The sequence below is a fragment of the Cohnella sp. GCM10020058 genome, from assembly GCF_042683485.1.
GTDB lineage: Bacteria > Bacillota > Bacilli > Paenibacillales > Paenibacillaceae > Cohnella.
The window spans coordinates 32,373-59,141 of sequence record NZ_JBHUJV010000024.1 but is presented as its reverse complement, the minus strand read 5'-3'; the positions used below and the strand labels follow the sequence as shown (position 1 = coordinate 59,141).

Here is a 26,769-nt window from a genome sequence, read left to right as displayed (position 1 = left end):
ACGCTTATCCATCGAGCAAGCCATCCTTCATCGCGCGGTAGACGAGCTGAGAGAACAGGCTGTTCGACCAGGCGAACCACTTGCGCGTGAACACGGCCGGATCGTCGGCGTGGAAGCCCTCGTGCATGAACCCGGTGTCCCCGTCCGTCGCTTCGAGCATCGCGATCATCTCAAGCTTCTCCTCGGCGGTCGATGCCGTGATGCCCTGCATGGACAGCGCCATGTGCCAGATGTAGTCCGGCGGCGTATGCGGGCTGCCGATGCCGCGCGCGACTTTGCCCTCGTAGTAGAACGGATTTTCCTTGCTCAGCGCGAAGCGGCGCGTGTTCTGGTAGATCGGATCGTCCGCAGAAACGTAACCAAGGTAAGGGATGGACATGAGGCCCGGCGTGCCCGCGTCGTCCATCAGGCAGTAGTTGCCGTAGCCATCCGTTTCGTAGGCGTAGATCGGCCCGAACTCGGGGTGGCGGTAGATGCCGTACAGCTGAATGCCGTGGTCGATGTCGGCTTCGAGCGCCTTTAACTCGGCCAGCAGCGCCATGTCGCGGAACACCCACTCGGCGAACTCCTGCATGTGGCGCAGCGCTACGACGGCGAACATGTTGCCAGGGATGTTGTAGTGGAAATCGCAGGCATCGTCGCTCGAGCGGAAACCGGACCAGACCATGCCCGTGTAGTTGACCGGCATGCCCATGCCGCCGTTGCGCAGGGAATCCGTCGGGATGCCGTTGTTGCGCGTGAAGCGGTACGGAGACAGTTCGAAGTGGCGCTGCTCGGTCTTGAACAGGTCGACGATCAGGCGCATCGCCTGCTTGAAGCCCGCGTCGAATACGTCCGCACGCCCGGTTTCCTTCCAGTACAGGTAGGCTAGGCGCATCGAGAAGCACAGCGAGTCGATCTCGAACTTGCGCTCCCACACCCACGGCGACATCTCGGTGACGTCGGTCGTATTCCAGTGCCAGTCGTTGGCGGATTCGTTAAACGCGTTCGCGTACGGGTCGATCTGGATGTACGCAATGTGTCGGCGAATGAGGCCCGCGATGATGCGCTGCAGGTCCGCGTCGTCCTTGGCCAGCGGCACGTAGTGGACAACCTGCTCGACGGAATCCCGCAGCCAGGAAGCTGGAATGTCGCCGGTAATGACGAACGTCGTGCCGTCGTCGAGCAGCTTGGTCGTCGTCTCCAAGGTGTTCGGGAAGCAGTTTTTAAAAAGCTGAAGCAGCTTCGGACGGTGCGCGAGACGCTGCTCGGCTTCGGCGAGCACGTCCAGCACGGCCGCCGGCAGCGTCAGCTTCGGCATCGCGATCTGTGGCAATCTGAATTGTTCCATGGCAGGCAAGACCCCGCTTCTATTGTGATTTACGAGCTAAATTAACGTTATAAAGCATTACCGCCGGACCGTAAACCACCGATCCGACCGAGCTTACATGCTTTCGTCGAGTTAGACGCCGATGCAGCGCGATCCCGTTGCTTACCTCTAGACATCTCGGAGCGAACGGCGGCGTGTGTTAGCGGCATTTGGTGCCGCTACGGGACTTCGATCGGCATGATGGCGTCTGTTAGCGGCATTCCGTGCCGCTAACGAGGTCGAAACGTCGCGGTCGCTTGTGATAGCGGCAATTCGTGCCGCTATGGGACTTCGATCGGCATGATGGCATCCCTTAAAGGCATTTCGTGCCGCTATGGGCGCTTGATCGGCATGATGGGCATCCGTTAAGGGCATTCCGTGCCGCTAACGAACCTGGAAGCGGCGCGGTTGCTTGTGATAGCGGCATTCCTTGCCGCTATAAGCGCTCGGGCATACCGTCTTCCACTAATATAAGACGCTGGCACACCGCTATTCCGCCTCGCACCGCCGATTCCAACGAAATAAGACGCTGACACATCGTTATTCCGCCGCGATCCGCCGATTTCAACGAAATAAGACGCTGGCACATCGTTATTCCGCCGCGATCCGCCGATTTCAACGAAATAAGACGCTGGCACATCGTTATTCCGCCTCGTACCGCCGATTCCAACGCATCGCTATTACGTCACGAACCGCCCATCTCGCCACGCTAAATTAGCGATTTAAAAGCTTAACGGTCTTAATCTCAAACGGCGCGAACGACAGCGCGATCCGGCCGTTCTCGGCCGCAAGCGCCTCTCCGTTCGCCTCGAGCGCATTCGAGAGCACGGCGCGCGCGAACGGACGCGGCCAGTTCAGCTCCGCGCGGCCACGGCCGCCGGAAGATTCGTACATACGCAGCACGATGCCGTCGCCGTCCTCGGCGGGCTTGACCGAGTCGAGCACGACATGCTCGCTCTCGAACGACAGCAGCGCCCCGGTTGCCGGGAGCGTACCGCTCTGACGGTCCGCCGAGACAATGATTTCCTCCGCGTTGAGCTCTGCCGCGCGGCGCGCCGTATGCGCGGTCCGCCAGTCGCCCTCGTGCGGATAGAGCGAATACGTGAATTCATGCTCGCCCAAATCGGCGGTGACGTCCGGCCACTTGGGGGCGCGGAGCAGGGACAGGCGAATCGTCGTGCCTTGAACGTCGTAGCCGTATTTGCAGTCGTTCAGCAGGCTGACGCCGTAGCCGTGCTCCGACACGTCGACGAACCGGTGGCCGCAAACCTCGTATTGGGCCTGCTCCCAGCTTGTGTTGCGATGCGTCGGACGTTCGAGCGCGCCGTACGGAATCTCGTACGTCGCCTTGCTCGCCACGACGTCGATCGGGAAGCCGACCTTCAGCAGCTTGTGCGCCTCGTTCCAGACGACGAAGGTGCGGAAGTCGATGCGCCGGTCGCCATGGTAGAATACGACGTCCTGGCTGATCTCCGACTGATGGAGCCGCCAGCGAAAGCGCAGAATGTCCATCGTCTCGCCCTGCAGCACGACGCACTTCTCCAGCAGCACGGCCTCTCCGGCCGGCTGCAGCTCGTAGCGCTCGTCGATATCCCAGGCGTCCCACAGCGTCGGACGGTCGTGGTAGAAGCCGAAGCGGTTCGCGGCTTCGCCGTCCTTGACGATCTCCCGTCCGGCCGCCTTGTCGAACAGGCTGACGATCTCGCCCCGCGCATTGAACCGGACGCGGTAAGCTCCGGTTTCCCAGCTGTCGCCAAGCGTGCGAGCCCTGGCGTCCGCAGCGGCAGCGCCCGCCTCGTTCTGCTCGCGCAGCCAGATTGTCTTATAGCCGAACGCCGGCACCGCCGGCACGCGCACGGCCAGACGATCTTCGCCGACCGAATCGGCGTTCAAACGGATGCCGTCCACGTCATAAGCGGCAAGCCCGCCCGCGGACAACCCTTCTGCCGCCAGCTCAGCCTGCACGTCCCGCGCCCAGCCAAGTCCGTTAAATACAACATAAGGCACGCCTTCGCCGGCCGTCGTATCCACCCCGCCGACGAGCGCCGGCAGAATCGCGCGCAGGCTCGTGCGTCCTTTTTCGAAAATCGTCCCATATTCCTTCTCCGACGTCACATACGCTTCTGTAATCGCCGATCCCGGGATGATGTCGTGGAACTGATTGAGCAGGATCAGCTTCCAGCCTTCATGCAGGTCGCCGCGCAGCCTTCCGTCCAGTCCCGCGTCCAGCCGAGGCAGCGCGAGCGCATGCCACAGCTCGGCCTCGCGATACAGCACCTCGGCCTTGCGGTTAGCGCGCTTGTTGCGGCCGTGGGTCGTGTACGTGCCGCGGTGCAGCTCAAGATACAGATCGCCGTGCCATTCCGGCACGTCTTCCCGTTTCTCCTCCGCGCCCGCGAAGAAATCGGCGGCCGTGCTGTGCTTGCTCGCCGGCTGCCCGACCATCAGTTCCGCAAGATCGACGTACTCGAGCATCTCGCGCGTCACGCCGCCGCCCCCGTCACCGTGCCCATACAGCAGCATCTGCTCGGGATAAACATCCTTTTGCCGGTACGATTGCCAGTGCTCGTGGATATCCTTGGGCGTCGTGTGTTCGTTGATGCCGTGGTTCAGATACGACAGCATCGGCGTGCCGTCGATGCCGACCCAGCGGAAAAGGTCGTAAGGGAACACGTTCGTATCGTTCCAGTTGAGCTTGGTCGTCATGAAGTAGCGGACGCCGCCGTGCTTCAGAATCTGAGGCAGCGACGCGCAGTAGCCGAATGTATCCGGCAGCCACTCGATGTGGGAGACGCGCCCGAACTCCTCTTGGTAGAAACGCTGGCCATACAGCATCTGCCGCATAAGCGACTCCCCACTCGGAATGTTCAAGTCGGGCTCGACGTACATACCCCCGACAAGCTCCCAGCGGCCCTCGGCGATCCGCGACTTCACCCGCCCATAAAGCTCCGGATCGTTGTTCTTCAAAAACTCGAACAGCAGCGGCTGGCTCTGGGCGTACCGGAAGTCCGGATATTCGCGCATGAGCGCGTCGACCGTCGAGAACGTCCGGCTCGTCTTGCGCACGGTCTCCCGCACCGGCCACAGCCAGGCGACGTCGATATGCGACTGTCCGACCATGTGCTGGACGCCTTCGGCGTTGCCGCCGATCGCGCGAACCTCGTCCGCCAGCTGCGCCTCAATTCCCGCAACCAACGCGCCCTCGCGAATATCCCCATCGCTCAGGGACACATACGCGTCCATCGCGCGAAGCAGCGCTTCAAGCAGCCGCGCCTTGCGGAAGTCCGTATCCGGCAGCAGCACGGCCGCATCGCGCACGACCGTTGCGGCGTACAGGAGCCGTTGCACCGGGCCATTCGCCAGCACCAGCTCGCTGCGGATCGCGGTGATCGGCGGCTGGATGACCGCCTGCCGGTTGAGCGGGTCGACCGGCTCCGGGATCGGGTCGTACAGCTCGATCTCCAGCTCGGGCGACGTGCCGATGCGAGCGGCATCGAGCGTTACGAACGTATGGTTGCGATCAAGCCCTTGAAACGAAGCGCCGTTGACGCGGAGCAACCCCTCGCCGCCGGATTCGAATATGAGCCCGACGTTACCGCCCGACGCGATCCAGTCTCCGGGCAGCTCCAGCTTTTTGCGAAAAAAGTAAGTGTTCCCCTGCTTGCTCGGAAACGGGGCAAGTCCCTCCGTCTTATAGGGAGCGCTCTCCTCATACTGCCCCGGCAGCACGTAGGTCGCCCGGTCGATCGCCCAATCGCTCACTTCCGCTCGTTCCAGCCATTGTGCCTCGGACAGCTCGCGAAGGAAGCGGCGCAGACGTTCCAGAATGTCTTTTGCGTTCATCGGTTTCCGTCCTCCTTGACGAGCAGATCGGCTGCCAGCGTGTCGGCCGAATGCCGCCCGACCAGCACCTTGAACCATCCCGCTTCGACGACCCGCTCGTAAGCCGGGCCTACGTATTCAAGCTGTTCTCTCCCTACCCGAAACTGCACGGTACGCGTTTCTCCCGGCGCCAGTCCGATTTTCTCGAAGCCTTTCAGCTCCAACGCAGGCCGCGTGACCGCGCTCGCGACATCGGATATATACAACTGCACGACCTCGGAACCGGCGACGCCGCCCGCGTTGGTCACATCAACGGAGACGATCGCTTCTCCATCGGGTCCGATCGCGGCGGGCGTCACCGCCAGGTTCGCGTATTCGTAGTTCGTATAGCTGAGTCCGTAGCCAAACGGATACAACGGCTTCGAATCGCTCTCCAGATAACGCTTGCCCCGCGAGCGCTTGCCGTTGTAATACACGGGCAACTGCCCGACATCTCTCGGAATCGATACCGTTAAGCGCCCGGACGGATTCACGTCTCCGAACAGGATGTCGGCAATCGCATGCCCGCCCTCCTGCCCAGGATACCATGCCTCGAGGATCGCGTCCGCATTCGCGTCGATCCAAGGCTCCGCGATCGGCCGGCCGTTAATGTAGACGACCACGAGTCGCTTGCCCAGCTTATGAACTTCCTGGATCAGCTCCAGCTGTACGCCGGAGAGACGCAGCGACATGCGGTCGATGCCTTCGCCGCAGTCCATGTCGTTCCAGGCGTCCTCGGTCACCTTAGACGCTCCGGTCCGCAGGTCGATCGTGCCGTCGCCGAAGTCCCGCGCGCTGGAGCCGCCGACGACCATGACGACGGTGTCCGCCTGCCGCACAATCTCGAGCGCGACCGGGAAGCCGTCCCGGTCTTCGCCGCGGATCCGGCAGCCCGGCGCATACAGCACGCGCTCCTCGCCCAGCTTAGCGCGAATGCCAGCGAGCACCGTGGCGACCTTGTCCGCAGGCTGGGGCGACGTATAGTCGCCCAACTGGTTGTAGCCGAGGTCGGCGTTCGGGCCGATGACAGCGACCATGCCGCCCGCAGCATCCAGCGGCAGCGCGCCGCCCTCGTTCTTCAGCAGCACGACGCCTTCGGCCGCCAGCTGCCGCGCCAGTGCGACATGCGCATCCGCGCCGATCGCGTAGGCGGCGAGCTGCGCATCGACGTAAGGCCGCTCGAACAGGCCGAGCTTGAACTTGAGCGCCAGGACGCGTTCGACCGCGCGGTCGAGCGCCGCCTCGTTCAGCTTGCCCTCGCCAAGCGCCTGCAGCAGGTACTTCCCGAACATTTCGCCCGACATCTCTATATCGATGCCGGCTTCGAGCGCCCGGACCGCGGCTTCCATGCCGTCTTCCGCCGTGTCATGACCCGCCGCGAGCATATCGATCGCGCCGCAGTCGGTGATGATCATGCCGTCGAAGCCCCAGTCCCGGACCAGCACCTCTTCCAGCAGCTTCGCGTTGGTCGTGCAAGGAACGCCGTCGATCTCGTTGTAGGCCGGCATGATCGACGCCGCGCCTGCCTCCACCGCCTTGCGGAACGGATGCAGGTCGACCTCGAGCAGCTCGCGCCAGCCCATATGGACGGGACCGGCATTACGGCCGCCCTCCGAGCTGCCGTAGCCGACGAAGTGCTTCAGCGTCACGGCGACACTGTCCGGCGCGTCAAGACGTTCGCCCTGCATGCCCTCGACCGCGGCGACCGCCAGCTCGCCCACAAGATAAGGATCCTCGCCGAAGCACTCTTCCGTCCGCCCCCACCGCGGATCGCGTACAATGTCCAGCACCGGCGAATACGTGACCGCGCCGCCCTGGGCGCGCGTCTCCTTCGCCACCGCGCGGCACATCTCGCGGTACAGGTCGACGTTCCATGCGCTGCCGATCGACAGCGGCACGGGGAAGACCGTCGCGCCGATCGCCATATGGCCGTGCGAGCACTCCTCGCCGATGAGCAGCGGGATGCCGAGACGCGAGTTCTCGATCGCATAGCGCTGGATCTCGTTGATCGCCTCCGCGCCGCGCACGGGCGACAGCCCCGTCTCCAGCGTGACGCCGGTCCACGGGTCCGCGCGCAGCGTGCCGTACAGCGAGCCCACGCCGCCTCGCGCGACCTGATCCTTGAACGTCTCCTTCAGGACGACGTTTCCGTCTTTATGCTCATAGGCCTGCCAGCCGAACGGCTGCACGAGCTGGCCGACCTTTTCTTCCGCCGTCATCTGCCGAAGCAGCAGCTCCGCGCGTACGCGGGGCGGCTTCGACGGGTCCTTGTAATCCATCTTTTCACATCCCGCTTATTGGTTGAATCCCGCTTATTCCATCACGCAGATCACGTTATTCCTTCACACAGATCACGTTGCCCTTCAAGCGGATCCCGCTTATTCTTTAACGCCCCCGACCGTCAGACCCTGAACGAAGTAACGCTGGAAAAACGGATAAGCGAAAATGATCGGCACCGTCGCCAGCACGACCATGGCCATGCGGGCCGTATCCTGCGGCATCGACTGCAGCACCTCGAGGCTGATGGAGCCGTTCGCCGAATTTTGCTGGATGAACTGCATGCTCGATTCGATCCGCATCAGCATCGCCTGCAGCGGCACCTTGTTCGGATCGTCGATGTACAGCAGCGCGTTAAACCAGTCGTTCCAGTAGCCTAGCGTACTGAACAAACCGATCGTGGCGAGGCCCGGCAGCGACAGCGGCAGCACGATCTGGGTGAAGATGCGGAATTCGCCGGCGCCGTCGATCTTGCCGGACTCGACGATGGCGTCTGGGATGCCGGTGATGTAGAACGTCCGCAGGATCATGATATAGAAGGCATTGAGCGCGAGTGGCAGGATGAGCGCCCAGATGCTGTCCTTCAGGCCGAGCAGCTGCGTCACGACGATATAAGTCGGAATCATGCCGCCGCTGAACAGCATCGTGAAGATCGCGAACAGGGAGAAAAAGCGGCGGTACGCAAAGCTGCGGCGCGATACCGCGTAAGCATACAGCGAGATCAGCAGCAAGCTGACGACCGTACCGATGACCGTTACGAGGATCGTGACTCCGTAGGAGCGCAGCAGCGTATCGCCGGTTTTGAATATATATTGATAAGCATCCAGGCTCCAGGCCTTGGGAATGATGCGATACCCGTCCGTCGCCAGCGTCTTCTCCTCGGTGAAGGAGATGATGACGACGAACACGAACGGAAACACGCACAGAAAAGCGAATATGCCGGCGATCAGGTTGAACACGATGTTCCAGCCCGGCGATGCCTGGTGGAAGTTGCGTTTCTTTCTCATCACGTTGGGCACCGGATATGCCCTCCTTTCGATTCAGGAATTTAGAACAGCGCGCTGTCCTTGTCGACCTTGCGTACCACGTAGTTGGACACCATGACGAGCACGAAGCCGACGACGGACTGATACAGGCCCGCTGCGGTGCTCATGCCGATCTCGCCGGTCGTCTTGAGGCCACGGTACACATACGTGTCGATAACGTTTGTCACGGAGTAGAGCGTGCCCGAGTCGCGCGGCACCTGATAGAACAGGCCGAAGTCGGCGTAGAAGATCTTGCCCACGGCGAGTAGCGTCATGATGATAATGATCGGCTTGAGCATCGGCAGCGTGATGTTGCGTACTTGCTGCATCTTGCTGGCGCCGTCGATCATCGCGGCTTCGTACAGCGAACGGTCGATGCCGAGGATGGAAGCCAGATAGACGACGCTGCTGTAGCCGATCGATTTCCACAAGTAGACCAGCACCAGGATATAAGGCCAGACCTTCGGATCGTTGTACCACTGCATGCGGTCGACGCCGAAGTATTCGAGCGTATGGTTAAGCAGCCCGCGGTCCATGCTCAGGAAGCTGAACGCGAAGTAGCCGACGATGACCCACGACAGGAAGTAGGGAAGGAACATGCCTGTCTGATACAGCTTGGCCAGCTTCTTGTTCGCCAGCTCCGACAGGAGAATGGCCAGGGCGACGGAGAATACGAGGCCAAGAACGATAAACGCAATATTGTAAAGCAGCGTGTTGCGGGTAATCGACCACGCGGCGTCCGTGCTGAAGAGAAATTTGAAGTTTTCCCATCCGACGTTTTTGCTGTGGATGAGGCTGTACCAGAAGCCGTGGCGGCTGAAGCGGTATTCCTTGAACGCGGCGATCGTGCCTACGAGCGGCAGATAAGAAAAGAAAAGGAACCAGATGGCGCCGGGAAGCACCATGAGCAGCATAACCTTGTTGCGGTTGAACGAGCGGAAAAAGGATCCGACCATGTTCGCCAATCCCTCCTATGGTCTTTTGTGAATACGACAAAAAATAACGAAAGATCGGGCGAATTGCTCACCCGCCCGATCTCGCGATTTACGTTGCGAATATTATGCTTTGTTGGCGGCGACCCAAGCGTCGAGCTGGGTTTGCGCTTCGGCGATGACCTTGTCGAGGCCGGCCGATTTGAACTGTTCGATCGCCTTCGGCAGATACGTGGCCGGGTCGACCGTACCGGTCATCAGCGACGCCCAGAATTGCTCCTTGACGTTCTGGATGGCCGTCATCTGGGTGGATACCTTCGTGCTGTCGAAGTTGAAGCCCAGGATCGGGGAAGCTTTGCCTTCCGCGTTGAATTTCTTGAATTGCTCCCACTTGTCGTCCGGATCGTTCTCGTTCAGGTAGAGCAGCATGTTGTTGCCCAGCGAGTACGAAGGCATGTTGTAGTTCTGGGAAGCGTCGAGGTTCTTCATGTGCTTGTCGTCGATCTTCTCGTAGTGCGTGCCTTCGATGCCGGAGTCGACCATGTTGCGGAGGACCGGATCGGTATTGAGCAGGTTCAGGAATTCCATTGCCTTGTCCGGGTGCTCGGAGTTGGCCGAGATCGCCATGATCGAGCCTTGTACCGACGTGTTCGTGATCACGGCGTCGCTGGCAGGCGTCGAAGTGATCGGATAGCCGTTGGAAGCCGACCAGGAGGTCTCTGCAAGCGGCTGGGTCTGCGCGCGGTCGAGCAGCCATTTGCCGGAAGTCATCAGGTCTTGCGTCGAGCCGGTCGTCGCGGCTTCAGGCGCGACATAGCCCGCTTGGTAGTACTTGTGCATCGTGTTCAGCGCTTGCTTCATCTCGTCCGTCTCGAGGATGTCGACGACCTTCAGCTCCGTACCGTCGAGCTTGACGGCCATCGGCATGTTCGTCACGAGATAGTCGTAAGGCACGTAAGGCACGTAGTTCTTGTCCATCGCGAACGGCGTGATCGACGGCTCCTGCGCCTTGATCGTCTTCAGCAGCGGCTCGAGGCTGTCCAGCGTGCGGACGCCGGACGTGTCCAGCTTGTACTTTTCCACGAGGTTCTGGTTGAAGCGCCATACTTCGAGCTGCGGGAGCTCCTTGTTCGCCGGGATGCCGTAGTTGTGGCCGTCGACCTTGGAGCCGCTCAGGAAGCCCGGATCGATCGTATCCTTGATGCCTTGACCGTACTTGTCCAGCAATTCGTCGAGCTCGAGGAACGCGCCTTTACGGGCGTTCTGCACATAGTCGAAGCCGCCTGCCGAGGTGAACATAATATCCATCGGCTCGCCCGATGCGACCAGTACCTGCATCTTCTGCGTGTAGTCGCCCCAGTCGATCATTTTCATTTTGATCGTGGCGTTGATCTTCTCCTTGGTGTACTTGCTGACTTCCGCCATGACGGTGTCGACATCCTTCTGCGGGGTGCCGATCGTGTACCAGATCAGCTCGACCGGCTTGTCGGAAGCGCTGTCCGATTTGGCGTCGTTGCCGCCGCATGCGCTCAGCGCAAGCGATAGCGCGGTTACGGTCGCCGCGGCCGTCAGGCCGGTTTTTCTAGTCATTTTACTCATGTTTCTAGTGCCCTCCCTTATTTCGATTCCCTCAAGCAACAATTCAACTTTAATTCATGAAAGCAGTTTCAAATAGAACACAAACCTAATAAATCATGTTCAAAATAAAGAAAGGACTGCGCGGCTGGCAGTCCGGAGGATATTATTGGCTCGATTGGCGTCAATGCAGGCCTTTGAATTCGGTCGGAGAGATGCCGACGTACTTCTTGAATTGCTTGTAAAAGTACCCCGTCTCCCAATAGCCCGCCTGGCGAGCGATATCGTGCACCTTTAGCGTGGAGGACTTCAGCAGCTTCTTGGCCTGCTCGATCCGGTATTTGTTGATGTACTCCGTGAAGCTCTCGCCCGTCTCCTTCTGGAACAACTGCCCCAGGTATACCGGGTGAATGTGGTACCGCGCGCCGAGCTGCTTCAAGGACAATTCGTCCGCGTAGTGACGGTGGATCTCCTCGAGCACCTGCAGCACGACCGGGCTGCGGCTGTCCTTCACCAGGGAATCCACGCAGCGCTCCGCGACGGATCGAAGCGCCCTGACGAGCTCCGGATAGTCCGAAGCCGCGTTCACCTGCGCAAAACCCTGCGAGAACATCTCCGTCTCGTCAGAATGCTTGATCGCCTTCAGCTCCATCTTGAAGCGGACGATCAGCTCCACCGCCACTTCGAGCAGATAGGACGGCGTGACGCCTTCCCGGCGCCTTAGCCGCTCGAGATCGGCTTCGACGGCCGTCGCCAGGCCTTCCTTGTCTCTGGCGACGAGCAGCTTGCGGCAAGCCTCCCAATCGATCGGGAACTCGGACGACTCCGCTTCCTTGAACGGCTCCGTCTCCGCATAGTCTATCCATTCGCGCTCCGGATAGATCATGAAATATTCCTGCGCCTTCTTCGCCTCGCCGTAGCTGGACGCGATCGCCGTCCGCAGCGGATGCACACCGCCGAGCGACAGCCTCGCCGATTCGCCCGGGCTGCCTTTTTCGAGCAGCGGCAGTACGCGGCGGACCAGCTCCACCTTCCCCGCCTCCTCTTCGGAAGGAAGGCCGGCCACGATGACGACGTCTCCGTCCATGTCGCGGAAAGGATACACCGAGGCGCTCCCCTCGAATGCTCGGGCGACGCGCTCGAACGTTGCTTCCTGCGCTTCGGAGCCGGCGGACGGGAGCCTCAGCAGGGCGATGACGCCGTAGGGATCCGTCAACGAGATATTCAGAAGGCCCGCACGCTCGTTGAACTCCGCCTCCGAGATCCGGCCGCCGATCCACCGATACAGCGTGTTGTCCTTCATGATCTGAACGTCGTACGGCGACAGCAGCGCGTCCGTATGGACGCTGTTCAGCTTCTCGACGGCGTTGCTCAGCGTATCGTGCAGCTCCTTGACGTTGATCGGCTTGAGCAGGTAGTTCTCGATGCCGAGGCGCATGCCTTCCTTCAAGTAATCGAATTCGTTGAACCCGCTCAGAATGATCGCCTTCAGGTCGGGGCGGCTCTCGCGGGCGGCCCGGATCAGGTTCAGACCGTTCATGCGGGGCATCGAAATATCGGTGATCAGCAGGTCGACGGGCGTCTCCCCGATGCGGCGAAGCGCCTGCTCGCCATTCTCGGCGCTGCCGACGACTTCGAGACCGAAGGCCGGCCAGTCGATCGAGTCGATGAGGCCTTCGATGATGAACGGTTCGTCGTCCACGATAAATACCTTGTACATTTTCGCATCGTCCTCCTTCGGTCTTCGCCGTTTATCCCGCGTACGGGATGCCGATCGTTACCCGGGTTCCCTTCCCGGGCTCGCTCTCAAGCTCGATGCCATATTCCGGCCCGTACATCAGCTTCAGCCGCTCATGCACGCTTCTAAGCCCGAACGAGCCCTCGCGCTGCTCCGGATAGTCGAGCTCGGTCCGGATTTGCCGCAGGCGCTCCGGATCGATCGGAGCGCCGTTGTTGATCGCCCTAATCTGCAGCATACCGTCTTCGGCTGCGACCTCGATGACGATCCGGTTGTCGGTGCGATCGTTTTCCATGCCGTGCACGATATAATTTTCCACCACCGGTTGCAGCAGCATCTTCGGGATCACGACCGAAGCGTACGCAGGCGAGCAGTCGATCGCGTAAGAAAACCGGTCCTTGAACCGGATGCGGAAAAGCTCGAGGTACAGCCGGCACGTCTCCAGCTCCTCGCCGAGCGTGCAGTCCGCTCCTGCCCGGACCGAGTTGCGGAACAGCGCGGCCAGGCTGTAAATCATCTCCCCGACATCGCTCGCCCCCTGGGACATCGCCCGCATCCGGATCACTTCCAGCGTATTGTACAGGAAGTGCGGATTGACCCGCGCCTGAAGCGCGGCCAGCTCGGTCTGCTTGAGGCGGATCTCCGACTTGTACTCCCGGTCGATCGTCCGGTTCAGCTCCTCCACCATCTCGTTGAAGCTCTGGGAGATCTGCCCGAGCTCGTCCTCCCGGGCATCCTGCAGGCGAACGCTCAGATCGCCGCCTTCGACCTTCTTCATGAAGCGCACGATCTTGTTGGTCCGCTTCGCGATGTTGACGATGAGCAGGGACGGGATCAGGACCGCGAACGCGATGCAGACGGCGCCGATGAGCACGATTGCCCGTTTCAGCCCGGCATATGCCTGCGCGATCTCCGCCTTCGGCGCGATGCCCACGACCGTGTAGCCCGCCGCGTTCTGCGTCAGCCGCGAGATATAGGCCGGCTCTCCCGTATTGCCGGTGTCCTGGGAGCCGTTGACCTGGTCCATATACGGATAGGCTTGCCCGTAATACTTGCCGGACGAGTCGAACATGACGCTGCCGTCTTGGGTCAGGACGAGGATCGTGCCTTTGAAAGGCGACGAGACGCGCAGCAGCGCCTGGCGAACCATCTCGGAATCGAAATACACCATGAGCTGACCGACGCTTTTGAGCGTGCTTTTGTCGTTGATCTGGCTCCGCATCGCATAGAGCCGCGTATCCCATTGTCCGATCGCCTTGCGGATCCACACGTTCGGCGTCGAAGCGTTGGGACCCTCCAGCGACATGATGTCGGGAATGAAGGAGCGGGCGGCGTTCGTCTGGTACAGCTTCGGGTTTCCGGCGTATTTGTAAACGTACATGAGCTGCTGATCGGCGCTGTACAGAATCAGGTTGCGGATGTCGGAGTCGGTGCCGAGCTTGTTCCCGAAGTACTCGAGCGCATTGGCCGCGCTGGCGCTGCCGTTGGCGTAATTTTCGCCCAGCGTATATTGAATGTACTCCTGGTAAGAATGCCGCAGCAGGTAGGACACGTTGTCCGCCAGCAGGTTATTCCTGTAGATATCCTGCACGACATTCTGAACCCAATCGTACTTTTCTTCCATGTACAGGTTGACGCGATCCATCGCCTCGCGCTGATTGTTAAGCTGGCTCCGCACGATAGAGGCCGAGCTGAATTGGAACAAAAAATAAGAAAACGCGATGATCGTCAGATTGACAATGACGGTGAACACCAGAATGACTTTCACGAACAGATTGTTCTGAAAATAGTTCCGGTAAACCTTTTTGATTCGCACTTCGAAAGCTCCTCCGCAGTCTGGATGAACGGCTTTCATTATAGCATGAAACAAACAATCCCCGAGAAAACGGCCGTAAAGGCATCGTTCCCCGGGGATCGGTAGGTCATGCTATGTGCGCAGCCGCGGCGGGCTGAGCCGGGCTTACTTGAAGTTCTTCAGGTTGTAGAACGCCTTCTTGCCCGCGTATACGGCGGAGCCTGCGAGACGGTCTTCGATGCGAAGCAGTTGATTGTACTTCGCGACGCGGTCCGTACGGGACGGCGCGCCCGTCTTGATCTGGCCGGCATTGGTCGCGACCGCGATGTCGGCGATCGTGCTGTCTTCGGACTCGCCGGAGCGGTGGGAGATGACGGCCGTGTAGCCGGCAGTCTTTGCCATTTCGATTGCTTCGAACGTCTCGGTCAGGGAGCCGATTTGGTTGACCTTGACGAGGATCGAGTTGCCGATGCCTTGCTCGATGCCTCTCGACAGACGCTCGGTGTTGGTGACGAACAGGTCGTCGCCGACGAGCTGGATCTTATCGCCGAGCTTCTCGGTCAGCAGCTTCCAGCCTTCCCAGTCGTCTTCGGAGCAGCCGTCTTCGATCGTAATCAGCGGGTACTTGTCAACCCAGCTTGCGAGCAGGTCGACGAACTCGGCGGACGTGTAGGACTTGCCTTCGCCCTCGAGGTGGTACTTGCCGTCCTTGTAGAACTCGGTGGAAGCGACGTCCATGCCCAGGAACACGTCGACGCCCGGCTTGTAGCCGGCTTTTTCGATGGCTTCGATGATCGTGGACAGCGCTTCTTCGTTGGAGCCGAAGTTCGGCGCGAAGCCGCCTTCGTCGCCGACAGCCGTGTTCAGGCCCTTCGACTTGAGCACGCTCTTCAGCGAGTGGAAGATCTCGGCGCCCGTGCGGAGCGCTTCCTTGAAGGTAGGCGCGCCGACCGGCAGCACCATGAACTCTTGCACGTCGACGTTGTTGTCGGCGTGCGCGCCGCCGTTGACGATGTTCATCATCGGCACGGGCAGCGTCTTGGAGTTGAAGCCGCCGAGGTAAGCGTAGATCGGCAGGTCCAGCGCGTCGGCGGCAGCGCGCGCGACGGCGATGGAGACGGCCAGGATCGCGTTGGCGCCCAGCTTCGCCTTGTTCGGGGTGCCGTCGAGCTCGATCATCTTGCGGTCGATCGCGACTTGGTCGAGCGCGTCGTAGCCGATGATTTCCGGCGCGATGATGGAGTTGACGTTGTCGACGGCCTTCTCGACACCCTTGCCGAGGTAGCGGTCCTTGTCGCCGTCGCGAAGCTCAACGGCTTCGTAAGCGCCGGTGGATGCGCCGGACGGTACGATGGCGCTGCCGAACGCGCCGGATTCCAGGCGAACTTCTACTTCAACCGTCGGGTTGCCGCGGGAGTCCAGTACTTCGCGTGCATAGACGTCAGAGATAATCGTCATAGTGAGGGAACACTCCTTGGTTTGTGTTTAGTTGTAATAGGTTGTTGCCGATACCTGCGATGCCGGCTCGAGCGCAGTCTCGAGTTGGCGCTCAATCGCGAGCTGGAGCACGGCGGCAGGCGAACAATGGCTAGGCGCGCGAGCGTAGCGCTGCATCTGGTGGTCGCGCAGCTCCCCGCGCGAGCGCAGCGCTGCATCTGGTGGTCGCGCAGCTCTCCGCGCGAGCGTGGCGCTGCATCTGGCGGTTGCGCAGCTCCTCGCGCAAGGTGCGGCGGCGCGTGTCGGCTGTCAACCTCACAATAGTTGTCAAAAGGCAGTTATTTGCGCCGTGTGTGCGGAATCGAGACAAATAGTTGCTAAAAAGCAGCTAATTCCGTTGTTTCTGGACGATTGCCTCGAATTGGCGCAAATTAAATGCTTTTTAACCGTTATTTCGCACGAAAACGCCAGACGGGAGCGATTAGCTTCCAAAATGCAGCTATTTTATGCTGACTGGGAGACAACCGCAGCCTAAACACTACTCTGCCCTCAAGCTTCGCCGCGCAAGGCGTGAATTCCTGCCGTCGCCCGGACGCAGATTCGACGATCGGGCGATATCGGCAGGCGAAGGTGGCGATCCTGCCTGCCGTCGCCCGGACGCAGATTCGAAGACCGGGCGATATCTGCAGACGAAGATGGCGATCCCGCCTGCCGTCGCCCGTACGCAGATTCGACGAAAGGCGATATCTGCAGGCGAGGGGGGCGATCCCGCCCCCTCCTGCGAGAATTACTCGCCGAGCGGCGCGAGCAGCGTGCGGCCGGTCATCTCGGCCGGCTGCGGCAGCTCGAGCAGCGTCAGCAGCGTCGGCGCGACGTCGGCCAGCATGCCGCCGTCGCGCACGGTCACGCCGTGCTTGGTCACGATGCACGGGACCGGATTGGTCGTGTGCGCCGTGAACGGGCGGCCCGCTTCGTCGATGACCATGTCGGCGTTGCCGTGGTCCGCGATGATGACGGCGACGCCGCCCTTCGCGAGGATTGCGTCGACGACACGGCCGAGGCACGCGTCCGTCGCTTCGACGGCCTTGATCGTCGGTTCCAGCATGCCGGAGTGGCCGACCATGTCCGGGTTCGCGAAGTTCAGGATGATCGCGTCGTGTTTCTCCGACTCAATTTCCTTCACCGCCGCGTCCGCCACTTCATAGGCGCTCATCTCCGGCTGCAGGTCGTACGTCGCGACCTTCGGCGAGTTGATCAGCACCCGCGTCTCGCCCGGCAGTTGATGATCGCGCCCGCCGCTGAAGAAAAACGTGACGTGCGGGTACTTCTCGGTCTCGGCGATGCGCAGCTGGGTCTTGCCCTGCTGCACGAGCACCTCGCCCAGCGTGTTGTCGAGCTCCTTGGGCTTGTACGCGACGAACCCGCCGACCGTTTCGCTGAACAGCGTCAAGCAGACAAAGTACAGGCCGACCGGACGTCCCTCGCCGCGTTCGAAGCCGCGGAAGTCTTCGTTCGTGAATACGTTGGACAGCTGAATCGCGCGGTCCGGTCGGAAGTTGAAGAACACGACCGCGTCTTCGGACTCGACCAGGCCGACGGGCTTGCCGTCTGCGCCGACAATGACGGTCGGCAGCACGAACTCGTCGTACACCGACGCTTCGTACGAAGCCTTGACCGCCGCGATCGGATCGACAGCCGTCGGTCCGTCGCCGTACACCATCGCGCGGTAGGACTTCTCGACGCGATCCCACCGCTTATCGCGGTCCATCGCGTAGTAGCGCCCTTGCACGGTGGCGATTTTGCCGATGCCGAGCTCTTCGATCTTGGCCTGCAGCTGAGTCAGATAGCCGACCGCGCTGTCCGGCGCCACGTCGCGCCCGTCCAGGAACGCATGAATATATACGTCGCTTAAGCCTTCGCGCTTCGCAAGTTCAAGCAGCGCGAACAGATGCGCGATATGGCTGTGCACGCCGCCGTCCGATACGAGACCGTACAGATGCAGCTTTTTGCCGTTCTGCTTGGCATGATTCACGGCACCGAGCAAAGTCTCGTTGTCGAAGAAATCGCCGTCGCGGATCGACTTCGTAATCCGGGTCAGGTCCTGGTACACGATGCGGCCGGCGCCGATGTTCAGGTGTCCGACCTCGGAGTTGCCCATCTGGCCCTCGGGGAGGCCGACGGCCTCGCCTTGAGCGGTTAATTGCGTATGCGGGTAAGTCGCCCACAGACGGTCGAAGTTCGGCTTGTTCGCTTGCGCAACGGCATTGCCGTGCGTCTCCTCGCGAAGGCCAAATCCGTCCAGAATGATGAGCGCGACCGGCTTGGGAGCGGCCATCTTACTTCGCCCCCTCGACCAGGGCGATGAAGGAAGCCGGCTCCAGGCTGGCGCCGCCGACGAGCGCGCCGTCGATATCGGATTCGCCCATGTACTCGGCGACATTGTTCGGCTTGACGCTGCCGCCGTATTGGATACGGACCTTCGCAGCGACTTCCGCGCCGAACAGCTCGGCTACGACGCCGCGGATCGCCTTGATCGCGTCGTTCGCATCCGTCGCCGTCGACGACTTGCCCGTGCCGATCGCCCAGATCGGCTCGTAAGCGATGACGACCAAGGCCGCTTGCTCGGCAGTAAGGCCGGCCAGCGCAGCCGTCGTCTGTACGCGGTTGACTTCGTCGGTCTTGCCGGCTTCGCGCTCTTCGAGCTTCTCGCCGACGCAGACGATCGGGGTCAAGCCGTGCTTGAACGCCGCATGCGTCTTCTTGTTCACGGTCTCGTCGGTCTCGGCAAAGTACTGCCGGCGCTCGGAGTGGCCGATGATGACGTAGTCGACGCCCAGATCCTTCAGGAAGACGCCGCTGATCTCGCCGGTGAAGGCGCCGTTGTCTTCGAAGTGCATGTTTTGCGCGCCGACCTTGATCGACGTGCCTTTGACCGCGGAGGCGAGCGCCGGCAGCGCCGTGAACGGCGCGCAGACGACGGTCTCGACGCCGGCGACTTCCGTGCCCTTTACTTCGGACACGAATGCAGTCGCCTCGGAGACGGTCTTGAACATTTTCCAGTTGCCTGCGATGATCGGAGTTCTGCTCATGGGTTCACCCTCACTTGTCGTTAAGGGCTACGACACCCGGAAGCGCCTTGCCCTCCATAAATTCGAGCGACGCGCCGCCGCCGGTGGAGATATGGTCCATCTTGTCTGCCAGCTTAAACTTTTCCGCTGCCGCAGCCGAGTCGCCGCCGCCGATCACGGTGTATGCGGACGTGTCGGCGCAAGCCTGCGCGACCGCGCGCGTGCCGTTCGAGAAGCCTTCGACTTCGAAGACGCCCATCGGCCCGTTCCAGACGACCAGCTTGGAGTTCTTGATGACATCCGCATAGATCTCGCGTGTTTTCGGACCGATGTCGACGCCTTCCCAGTCGGGACGGATGCCGTCGATGCCGACGATCTCGATATTCTTGTCGGACTTGAAGTCGTCGGAGATGACGAGGTCGACCGGCAGGTACAGCTTCTTGCCGAGCTGCTTCGCCTTTTCGACGAATTCCTTGACCTTCTCCAGCTTGGACTCGTCGAGCAGCGATTGGCCGATCTCGTAGCCTTGGGACTTGAAGAAGGTGTAGGAGATGCCGCCGCCGATGATGATGTTGTCGGCGATCTCGATCATCTTGTCGATGACGTCGATCTTGTCCTTGACCTTGGAGCCGCCGACGATCGCCGTGAACGGGCGGTCCGGATCGTTAAGCGCCTTGCCCAGCACGTCGAGCTCCTTCTCCATCAGGAGGCCGGATACGGCCGGCAGGTGGTGCGCGATGCCTTCGGTGGACGCGTGCGCGCGGTGAGCGGCGCCGAATGCGTCGTTGACGAACAGATCGGCCAGCGCCGCGAACTGCTTCGCGAGCTCGGGATCGTTCTTTTCTTCGCCCGGGTAGAAGCGGACGTTTTCAAGCAGCAGCACGTCGCCGTTTTGCAGCGCGTCGACCTTGGCTTGAACGTCAGCGCCTACGGCTTCGTCGGCCTTGACGACCGGCTTGCCGAGCAGCTCGGACAAGCGTGCAGCGACCGGCGTCAGGCGCAGCTCTTCTACGACTTCGCCCTTCGGACGGCCAAAGTGGCTCGCCAGGATAACCTTTGCGCCGTTTTCGATCAGGTACTTGATCGTAGGCAGCGTTTCCCGGATGCGCGTGTCGTCGGTGATCGCGCCGTTCTCGACCGGAACGTTGAAGTCCACGCGGACGAATACTTTCAGTCCGGATACGTTCACGTCGCGGACACTCTTCTTGTTCATAAGGCAGACTCTCCCTCCGATTTTCAATAAAGCCCGTACGGACGGAAAGAGGAGCGCCAGGTCTCCTCTTTGCCGTTTTCATGCATCTATGAAGTAACTCTTACAGACCCTTGGAAGCGACGAACGCAGCCAGGTCCACGACGCGGTTGGAGTAGCCCCACTCGTTGTCGTACCAGGAAACGACCTTCACCATGTTGCCTTCGACGACCATCGTGGACAGCGCGTCGATCGTGGAAGAAGCCGGGTCGCCGTTGTAGTCGCTCGATACGAGCGGCTCGTCGGAGTAGTTCAGAATGCCCTTCAGCGGGCCTTCTGCAGCAGCCTTCAGCGCAGCGTTGACTTCGTCAACCGTAACGTTGCCCTTAACTTCGGCTACGAGGTCGGTAACGGAAACGTTAGGCGTAGGTACGCGGAACGACATGCCGTTCAGCTTGCCCTTCAGCTCAGGCAGTACCAGCGATACAGCCTTTGCAGCGCCCGTCGTGGACGGGATGATGTTCTCGGCAGCGGCGCGTGCGCGGCGCAGATCCTTGTGCGGCAGGTCGAGTACGCTTTGGTCGTTCGTATAGGAGTGAATCGTCGTCATCATGCCCTTGACGATGCCGAATTGGTCGTTGATAACCTTGGCGAAAGGCGCCAGGCAGTTCGTGGTGCAAGAAGCGTTGGAGAGGATCGTGTGCGCGGACGGATCGTACTTGTCTTCGTTAACGCCCATAACGATCGTGATGTCTTCGTTCGTAGCAGGAGCGGAGATGATAACCTTCTTCGCGCCGCCCTTAAGGTGAAGCTCGGCCTTTTCCTTCGCCGTGAAGATACCCGTGGATTCAACGACGATCTCGGCGCCTACGGAAGCCCAAGGCAGGTTGCCCGGATCGCGCTCTGCGAATACCTTGATGGTCTTGCCGTTTACGATCAGCGCGCCTTCGCCCGCTTCGACCGTCGCGTTCAGCTTGCCGTGCGTCGTGTCGTATTTGAGCAGGTGCTTCAGCGTGTTAACGTCCGTCAGGTCGTTGATGGCGACCACTTCTACCTCAGGGTTGTTGAGCGAAGCGCGGAATACGTTGCGACCGATGCGACCGAAGCCGTTGATACCGATTTTGACCGTCATTGATAGTTCCTCCTTGGGTTGTGAAAATAAGATTTGATCTATGTCAGGCGCACGGAGCGCCGAGACCACGTTGCTTCCGGACCGGCAGGAGCGCCAGTCCTTGGGGTGCCGGCGTCAGCGTCAGACGCCGGCATGCTTGAGCGCTTCTTCGGCGGCCGCCTCGTCGGTGACGAGCATGTCGTCGTGCCCGAAGCGCATGACTGCGGCGATCGCCTCGCCCTTGCTGCGTCCGCCGGCGATGCCGATGACCGATTCGGCCGCCTCGATATCCTCGAGGCGGAGCCCGGCGGTCGCCATGCGATGCACGACGGCGCCCTCCCGGTCGAAATAGTAGCCGAACGCCTCCGCTAGCGCGCCGTCTCGCAGAATCTCCTGAACAGTACCGGCGTCGAGCTTGCGCCGGCGAGCCATGGCGCTAGCGTCCCCGATGCCGTGAACCACGATACGCGCGCTGCGGATCATGTCCACCACTTCCCGCACGTTGGGCTCCTGCATGATCGTCTGGTAGGCGTCCTCGCTCAGATGATCCGGCACGTGCAGCATCCGGTACCGGGCGCCCGTCCGCTTGGCGAGCTCCGAGGCGATCGTGTTGGCCTGGTAGTCCACGCTCTCGCCGAGACCGCCGCGCGCCGGTACGAACCAGTTGTCGCGCAGCGGCGAGGGCACCGAGAACTGCGAGGCCATGCGCGCCATCGTCGTGCCGCCCATGACGGCGACGACGTCGCCGGGACCGATGACGCGGCGCAGCACCTTGCTGCCCGCGCGGCCCAGCTCGCGCTTGGCCTCCTCGGAAACGTCGGAGTCGCCGGGAACGACGACCGCCTGCTTCAGGCCGAACCGCTTGCGAAGCGCCGCCTCCAGATCGGACAGCCCGAACAGCTCACGGACCATCGGCTCCATCTCGTCCAGCAGGCGGCGTCCGCGCTCGGTCAGGCTGACGCCCGTCGTCCCCGCCTCGATGAGGCCCTGCGAACGGAGCAGGTCGAGTTCCGCCCGCAGCGTCCGCTCCGTCAGCTCCAGGCTGGCCGCCAGCGTCCGCCTGCCGCCCGTGCCCGTAACCCCGATGCGGCGCAAAATGTCGTAGCGCTTCTGCAGCACCTGCATGATGTCGGGCACGAGCTTTTGTTGCATCTCGAGAATGCTCCGCATCCTTTACCGTCACTCCCTTGAATGCCGTATAAATATGGCCGGAATGCGACGGGGAATCACGGAGTGGGACTAATTAAGTCCCACTGTGACATTTTAAGTCCCACTTCCTGTTTTCATTTTATCGGATTCTCCGGCGCGATGCAAGCCCAAGATACGACCGCGGACGAAGCATGCGAGCCCCGCGAAGCCGCATAGACATGGGAAGACCTCGTACCCTTTTTAACCCGATCAAATCCTTTTCAAAGCCCTTGCTTTTCCACATCCTATCGCCTATAATGAGTCTTGCTGTTATCGACATGCGCCCGTGGTCCAACGGATATGACGCAGGCCTCCGGAGCCTGAGATTGGGGTTCGATTCCCTACGGGCGCGCCATATTCGCTCTAATAGGCAGTTTTGCCGAAACTTATGATACAGCAGACGCGCCCGTGCCATACGGGCGCTTTTTTTTGACCTATGTTTGACTTTCTTTGACATTGGGTTCATGATCCATTAGAATGGATTCACGGTCGATCCGCGCCCTTCCGGGAGATGTCGGAGCAAGGACCGCCACACCACTATTCACAACCCCGAGGAGGGATCACGCAATGAGCTTTGTCCCTATGGTCGTCGAACAGACTAATCGAGGAGAGCGGGCATACGACATCTATTCCCGTCTGCTCAAGGACCGCATCATCTTCCTGGGCACCCAGGTCAACGATGTGGTCGCCAACTCCATCATCGCGCAGATGCTGTTCCTCGCGGCCGAAGATCCGGAGAAAGACATCCACTTATACATCAACAGCCCAGGCGGCTCCATTACGGCCGGCATGGCGATCTTCGATACGATGCAGTACATCAAGCCGGACGTCTCCACGATCTGCGTGGGCATGGCCGCCTCCATGGGCGCGTTCCTGCTTGCGGCAGGCGCCAAGGGCAAGCGCTTCGCGCTGCCGAACGCCGAAGTGATGATCCACCAGCCGCTCGGCGGCGCCGAAGGCCAGGCGAGCGACATCGAGATCCGCGCCCGCCGCATCCTCAAGCTTCGCGACAAGCTGAATCGCATCCTCTCCGAGCGTACGGGCCAGCCGCTTGAGCGCATTGAGAAGGATACCGACCGCGACAACTTCATGGAAGCCGAGACGGCCAGAGAGTACGGCCTCGTCGACAAGGTTATCGAGAAGGTATAAGGGGAACCCGCTCATCGGCAAAAAGCCCGCATGAACCGCTGCATCCCGGCGCTTCATGCGGGCTTTTGCTTTGGCCGGGCGATCATCCTCTTGCGTGGTTCGACCATCTTCGCCCGCGTCTTCCTTTCGCCTTATGCCTGCAAATTTACAAATTTACATCCTTTCCGGCCCATATCGGGCCTGTTAAACAGGATGGATGCTAAAAACGCATTTATTTTCCTGCCCCAGCTCCAAATCCGGACATCATTTTGAATGTACCTGCATATTTGCATGTATTTTATCTAGAGTCATTGGTCTGCATAAAATACATGCAAATATGCAGTTCTTTTCGATCCGAAAAACATTAACAGCTCCGACACGCTTGCATCAGCGCGTTCCGGCTCCATCACCTTTCCTGCAACCTTACTTTTACATAATCCCCGTTCAGTTCCGCCAATCCCCGCGACCCGCGCCTTCATCCCATTTACAACCGCTTTATTCCAGCCCGCATCGTCGATCTCGCCACGGATATACTGCAGTCGCGCATCGTTCTTGATCTTGACCACAGCTCGTCGCTCTTCTCGGTGCGGGTTCGCGATTGAATTGAAAAAGTCGGATTGGATACGGCCAAGAATCCATTATCCGCGAATATCCGCTTGGCCTTGCCGCTCAAGACAGAAGCCGCACCATAGGCGGCAGCCCGCCATCAGTCCGCAGAGCCGGTCCAGCCCCGTTCCGTCGCGGCGACCAAGCCTACTTCAGGTGGAAGATTGGACGATATGGGTAAGCAAGGAAAGGAGCACTTCCGTGCGGAAGAACTGATCATTTAACACAAGTCGTCATTTTCGTCAAGGGAAATTTAACAACTCGAGTGCCCCCTCTGCGGACGCTCTTCTGCATGTTATTCTATAATCACAAGTCGTTCCATTTCCCCCCATATATTGCTATGGAATAGGAATTGGAATGGGACAGCAAGCCGGAAAGGAGTTTTACCATGAACCAATCTTATCATTCCTTGCACCTGGTGCCGCGTCACTCATCCGAGAACCCGATTACGCCGTCTCATACCTTTAACGATGAATCAAGCCATATGATTGCACGTACGCTTAAGGATAAAGCCTCCCTGCTCCGCCCGCTCAAGGACGAGCATCTGCTCGAGGTTTATCGCGAAGCGAAGAAAATGAATTTGTCCAACGAGTTTATCGAGCTGTTGGAGGATGCCATTGAGCTGCGCAACCTCGAGCATCGTCTCAAAGCCTGAGTCATTCATGCAAAAACCTCCTGCTCCAGCCGATAAACCGGCATCAGCAGGAGGTTTTTTTCATGACGCGTGACGGGCAGCCTGCGCATAGGCTTCAGCGGCGAGGCAGATATAGTAGGACAGGCCGGTTGCATCGACTCCAGCATGCCCCGGTGGAAGGCGTCGCTCAGGAAAAACCGGGACTGTCCCGCAAAATCGTCCGGGCTTAAAGGCTGCCCCTCCTCCGCGCGTACCGCCAGATGACGTTCGATTCGTGAGTGCACGTCTTCGTCGTCATGTGCGCGTCCCTCTCGAAGCGCCCTTGCCATACTCTCCATAAACTGCGCAGCCTCGGCCGCTTGGCGATTCAGCTGCACGGGGTCGATCGCATCTGCACCGGGCAGCTCAAAATCGTACGTATCCTTCAAATGCCGGTTCTGCTCCGACAACGCCGCTTCCCATTCCTCCGCCGTAACGAATCCGGAGAACAACTCCGCGGCAGGCAGAGCAGCGCCCTCCCGTTCCGAAACGATCGATGCCTCCAAGGTGACGGACAGACGTTCCATGCGCCGCTGCCTCTCGCGTATAAGCTCGCGCTGCGCTTCCAGAATGTGCAGGCGGTCCGGCGCCCCGTCCAGCAATCGCTTGATCTCCTCCAGCGGGAACTCCAGCTCCCTGTAGAACAGAATCTCCTGTAGACGCTCGATCTCTTCCTGGCCGTACAGCCGGTAACCGGCTTCGCTGACCTCCACGGGGACGAGCAAACCAAGCTTGTGATAATGATGAAGCGCCTTGATCGTCACCTTCGACAAGGCCGACATTTCTTTGACCGTATATCTCATGCGGACACCTCCTATGGGATATTCCGATCGTACTGCCTCCTCCAAGGGGAGAGTCAACACCGTTAGCCCCTTTTTTTCGGCAATCTCCGCCTCAGCCTTTAGCCGATATCCCAAAACCTCGCAACGTGCAAAAAACCGCCCTCCACCGGAGAGCGGCCCTTCCAGCGCCGCGCGCGACGCTTATTATTTCAACTGGTACTGCACTGTCACGGATGCCGAGATCTCGATCTGCCCGCTTTGCACAGAGGAGGAAGCGCCGGCGTCAGAAGCCGCTGCCGATTTCACGATGCCGAAACTCTCCGTAATGATCGGCACGTTCGCCGCATTCCCCTGTACGATGTTAATGACCGGCCCCAGCGTGCGGCTGGCGGACGTCGCAAGTACCGAAGCCTTAGCGCCGGCATTGGTCATTGCCTTTTTCAGCGCATCGAGCTCGTACTGATCCTGCTTCTCCGTGCTGAACTGCACGCCGTCGATGCGGTTCGCGCCTGCCGCGGATACGGCGTCCAGCAGCTTGCCGATGCCGGCGAGATCGCGATAAGCGACGCGCACGGAATGCGTAGCAAGGTAGCCCTTCAGCACCTGGCCTTCCTTCTCCGTGTAGTTGTACTCCGGCTGCACGCCGAAGTTCGTCGTCTGCACGTCCTTCTTATCGATCTTGTACGTGTCGTACAGCGTCTTCTCGACTGCCGCGAACTTCGCCGCCGAAGCCTGCTGTGCCTCCTGCGCCGTCTTGCCCCGCGCGTCCACGCCGAAGCTCAGGTAAGCCACGTCCGGGTCCACCTTAATCGAGCCTTCGGCTCCTACCGTTACCGCGTTTTGAACGCTTGCCGCCTGCACGGTGCCTGTCGTCTCCGCCAATGCTTGATCCGCCCCCAGCTTCGTCGCTCCGAACCAACCTGCAGCTACCATCGTTACGGCTAGCAGTGCCACTTGCACGGTCCTTTTACCCATTATAGACGCCTCCATATTCAGGTTTGTCTACTCAACGGATATTATAGGCAAAAGGTTGCAG

General features: G+C 60.4%; 19 protein-coding genes and 1 tRNA gene. 3 read left to right on the top strand and 17 right to left on the bottom strand.

Going from position 1 to position 26,769, the window contains the following annotated elements:
* Nucleotides 1–4: 4 nt before the first annotated feature.
* The 14 genes from ACFSR7_RS34015 to ACFSR7_RS33950 form a co-directional block, all read right to left on the bottom strand.
* A complete protein-coding gene (locus ACFSR7_RS34015; protein WP_378169077.1) occupies nucleotides 5–1,330 on the bottom strand; it encodes a glycoside hydrolase family 125 protein in 1,326 nt (441 codons plus the stop codon).
* A gap of 732 nt (nucleotides 1,331–2,062) precedes the next feature.
* Nucleotides 2,063–5,173: an alpha-mannosidase gene (locus tag ACFSR7_RS34010; RefSeq protein ID WP_378169084.1), complete on the bottom strand. Its 3,111-nt coding sequence runs from the start codon at nucleotides 5,171–5,173 to the stop codon at nucleotides 2,063–2,065.
* A gap of 14 nt (nucleotides 5,174–5,187) precedes the next feature.
* Nucleotides 5,188–7,488 (bottom strand): glycoside hydrolase family 3 N-terminal domain-containing protein, encoded by a 2,301-nt coding sequence (locus ACFSR7_RS34005; RefSeq protein WP_378169076.1) that lies wholly within the window; start codon nucleotides 7,486–7,488, stop codon nucleotides 5,188–5,190.
* Nucleotides 7,489–7,587: 99 nt separating this feature from the next.
* On the bottom strand, nucleotides 7,588–8,493 hold the full coding sequence (locus ACFSR7_RS34000; RefSeq protein ID WP_378169083.1) for a carbohydrate ABC transporter permease: 906 nt from the start codon (nucleotides 8,491–8,493) through the stop codon (nucleotides 7,588–7,590).
* Between the two features lie 41 nt (nucleotides 8,494–8,534).
* A complete protein-coding gene (locus ACFSR7_RS33995; RefSeq protein ID WP_378169075.1) occupies nucleotides 8,535–9,467 on the bottom strand; it encodes an ABC transporter permease in 933 nt (310 codons plus the stop codon).
* A 102-nt stretch (nucleotides 9,468–9,569) separates the two neighbouring features.
* Nucleotides 9,570–11,042, bottom strand: coding sequence for an ABC transporter substrate-binding protein (locus tag ACFSR7_RS33990; protein WP_378169074.1), 1,473 nt, complete (start codon nucleotides 11,040–11,042; stop codon nucleotides 9,570–9,572).
* Nucleotides 11,043–11,202: 160 nt separating this feature from the next.
* On the bottom strand, nucleotides 11,203–12,738 hold the full coding sequence (locus ACFSR7_RS33985; RefSeq protein ID WP_378169073.1) for a response regulator: 1,536 nt from the start codon (nucleotides 12,736–12,738) through the stop codon (nucleotides 11,203–11,205).
* Between the two features lie 31 nt (nucleotides 12,739–12,769).
* Entirely contained in the window at nucleotides 12,770–14,572 is a 1,803-nt protein-coding gene (locus ACFSR7_RS33980; RefSeq protein ID WP_378169072.1) for a sensor histidine kinase, read from the bottom strand.
* Nucleotides 14,573–14,716: 144 nt separating this feature from the next.
* Nucleotides 14,717–16,009, bottom strand: coding sequence for a phosphopyruvate hydratase (gene eno / locus ACFSR7_RS33975; protein WP_378117656.1), 1,293 nt, complete (start codon nucleotides 16,007–16,009; stop codon nucleotides 14,717–14,719).
* 766 nt (nucleotides 16,010–16,775) lie between these two features.
* Nucleotides 16,776–18,323, bottom strand: a complete 1,548-nt coding sequence (gpmI, locus tag ACFSR7_RS33970) for a 2,3-bisphosphoglycerate-independent phosphoglycerate mutase (protein ID WP_378169071.1) — start codon at nucleotides 18,321–18,323, stop codon at nucleotides 16,776–16,778.
* A 1-nt stretch (nucleotide 18,324) separates the two neighbouring features.
* Nucleotides 18,325–19,077 (bottom strand): triose-phosphate isomerase, encoded by a 753-nt coding sequence (tpiA, locus tag ACFSR7_RS33965; RefSeq protein ID WP_378169070.1) that lies wholly within the window; start codon nucleotides 19,075–19,077, stop codon nucleotides 18,325–18,327.
* Nucleotides 19,078–19,087: 10 nt separating this feature from the next.
* Nucleotides 19,088–20,269, bottom strand: a complete 1,182-nt coding sequence (locus ACFSR7_RS33960) for a phosphoglycerate kinase (RefSeq protein WP_378169069.1) — start codon at nucleotides 20,267–20,269, stop codon at nucleotides 19,088–19,090.
* A 100-nt stretch (nucleotides 20,270–20,369) separates the two neighbouring features.
* Nucleotides 20,370–21,377: a type I glyceraldehyde-3-phosphate dehydrogenase gene (gene gap, locus ACFSR7_RS33955; protein WP_090117071.1), complete on the bottom strand. Its 1,008-nt coding sequence runs from the start codon at nucleotides 21,375–21,377 to the stop codon at nucleotides 20,370–20,372.
* 120 nt (nucleotides 21,378–21,497) lie between these two features.
* Nucleotides 21,498–22,526, bottom strand: coding sequence for a sugar-binding transcriptional regulator (locus tag ACFSR7_RS33950; RefSeq protein ID WP_378169068.1), 1,029 nt, complete (start codon nucleotides 22,524–22,526; stop codon nucleotides 21,498–21,500).
* Between the two features lie 298 nt (nucleotides 22,527–22,824).
* Between ACFSR7_RS33950 and ACFSR7_RS33945 the strand changes: the two genes are divergently transcribed.
* Together ACFSR7_RS33945 and clpP are read left to right on the top strand one after the other, a co-directional pair.
* Nucleotides 22,825–22,899, top strand: a tRNA-Arg gene (locus ACFSR7_RS33945).
* Between the two features lie 212 nt (nucleotides 22,900–23,111).
* Nucleotides 23,112–23,693 carry an ATP-dependent Clp endopeptidase proteolytic subunit ClpP gene (clpP, locus tag ACFSR7_RS33940; protein ID WP_090117073.1) on the top strand — a complete coding sequence of 194 codons (582 nt, stop codon included), beginning with the start codon at nucleotides 23,112–23,114 and terminating at the stop codon, nucleotides 23,691–23,693.
* Between the two features lie 287 nt (nucleotides 23,694–23,980).
* Here clpP and ACFSR7_RS33935 read toward each other — a convergent pair whose 3' ends face one another.
* Nucleotides 23,981–24,238: a hypothetical protein gene (locus ACFSR7_RS33935; RefSeq protein WP_378169067.1), complete on the bottom strand. Its 258-nt coding sequence runs from the start codon at nucleotides 24,236–24,238 to the stop codon at nucleotides 23,981–23,983.
* 428 nt (nucleotides 24,239–24,666) lie between these two features.
* On the opposite strand from ACFSR7_RS33935, the gene sda reads away from it, so the two are divergent.
* Nucleotides 24,667–24,933 carry a sporulation histidine kinase inhibitor Sda gene (gene sda / locus ACFSR7_RS33930; protein ID WP_378169066.1) on the top strand — a complete coding sequence of 89 codons (267 nt, stop codon included), beginning with the start codon at nucleotides 24,667–24,669 and terminating at the stop codon, nucleotides 24,931–24,933.
* A gap of 5 nt (nucleotides 24,934–24,938) precedes the next feature.
* On the opposite strand, the gene ACFSR7_RS33925 is transcribed toward sda, so the two are convergent.
* A complete protein-coding gene (locus ACFSR7_RS33925; RefSeq protein WP_378169065.1) occupies nucleotides 24,939–25,754 on the bottom strand; it encodes a MerR family transcriptional regulator in 816 nt (271 codons plus the stop codon).
* A 183-nt stretch (nucleotides 25,755–25,937) separates the two neighbouring features.
* Nucleotides 25,938–26,708, bottom strand: a complete 771-nt coding sequence (locus ACFSR7_RS33920) for an SIMPL domain-containing protein (RefSeq protein WP_378169064.1) — start codon at nucleotides 26,706–26,708, stop codon at nucleotides 25,938–25,940.
* Between the last annotated feature and the right edge of the window lie 61 nt (nucleotides 26,709–26,769).

Excerpts from the sequence above, each read along its gene's own strand:
- ACFSR7_RS34015 (WP_378169077.1), bottom strand. The coding sequence starts at position 1,330 with ATGGAACAATTCAGATTGCCACAGATCGCGATGCCGAAGCTGACGCTG.
- ACFSR7_RS34000 (WP_378169083.1), bottom strand. The coding sequence starts at position 8,493 with ATGAGAAAGAAACGCAACTTCCACCAGGCATCGCCGGGCTGGAACATC.
- ACFSR7_RS33985 (WP_378169073.1), bottom strand. The coding sequence starts at position 12,738 with ATGTACAAGGTATTTATCGTGGACGACGAACCGTTCATCATCGAAGGC.
- tpiA (WP_378169070.1), bottom strand. The coding sequence starts at position 19,077 with ATGAGCAGAACTCCGATCATCGCAGGCAACTGGAAAATGTTCAAGACC.
- gap (WP_090117071.1), bottom strand. The coding sequence starts at position 21,377 with ATGACGGTCAAAATCGGTATCAACGGCTTCGGTCGCATCGGTCGCAAC.
- clpP (WP_090117073.1), top strand. The coding sequence starts at position 23,112 with ATGAGCTTTGTCCCTATGGTCGTCGAACAGACTAATCGAGGAGAGCGG.
- ACFSR7_RS33990 (WP_378169074.1), bottom strand. The coding sequence starts at position 11,042 with ATGAGTAAAATGACTAGAAAAACCGGCCTGACGGCCGCGGCGACCGTA.
- ACFSR7_RS33925 (WP_378169065.1), bottom strand. The coding sequence starts at position 25,754 with ATGAGATATACGGTCAAAGAAATGTCGGCCTTGTCGAAGGTGACGATC.
- ACFSR7_RS33950 (WP_378169068.1), bottom strand. The coding sequence starts at position 22,526 with ATGCGGAGCATTCTCGAGATGCAACAAAAGCTCGTGCCCGACATCATG.
- eno (WP_378117656.1), bottom strand. The coding sequence starts at position 16,009 with ATGACGATTATCTCTGACGTCTATGCACGCGAAGTACTGGACTCCCGC.
- ACFSR7_RS34005 (WP_378169076.1), bottom strand. The coding sequence starts at position 7,488 with ATGGATTACAAGGACCCGTCGAAGCCGCCCCGCGTACGCGCGGAGCTG.
- ACFSR7_RS33995 (WP_378169075.1), bottom strand. The coding sequence starts at position 9,467 with ATGGTCGGATCCTTTTTCCGCTCGTTCAACCGCAACAAGGTTATGCTG.
- ACFSR7_RS33960 (WP_378169069.1), bottom strand. The coding sequence starts at position 20,269 with ATGAACAAGAAGAGTGTCCGCGACGTGAACGTATCCGGACTGAAAGTA.
- ACFSR7_RS33920 (WP_378169064.1), bottom strand. The coding sequence starts at position 26,708 with ATGGGTAAAAGGACCGTGCAAGTGGCACTGCTAGCCGTAACGATGGTA.
- gpmI (WP_378169071.1), bottom strand. The coding sequence starts at position 18,323 with ATGGCCGCTCCCAAGCCGGTCGCGCTCATCATTCTGGACGGATTTGGC.
- sda (WP_378169066.1), top strand. The coding sequence starts at position 24,667 with ATGAACCAATCTTATCATTCCTTGCACCTGGTGCCGCGTCACTCATCC.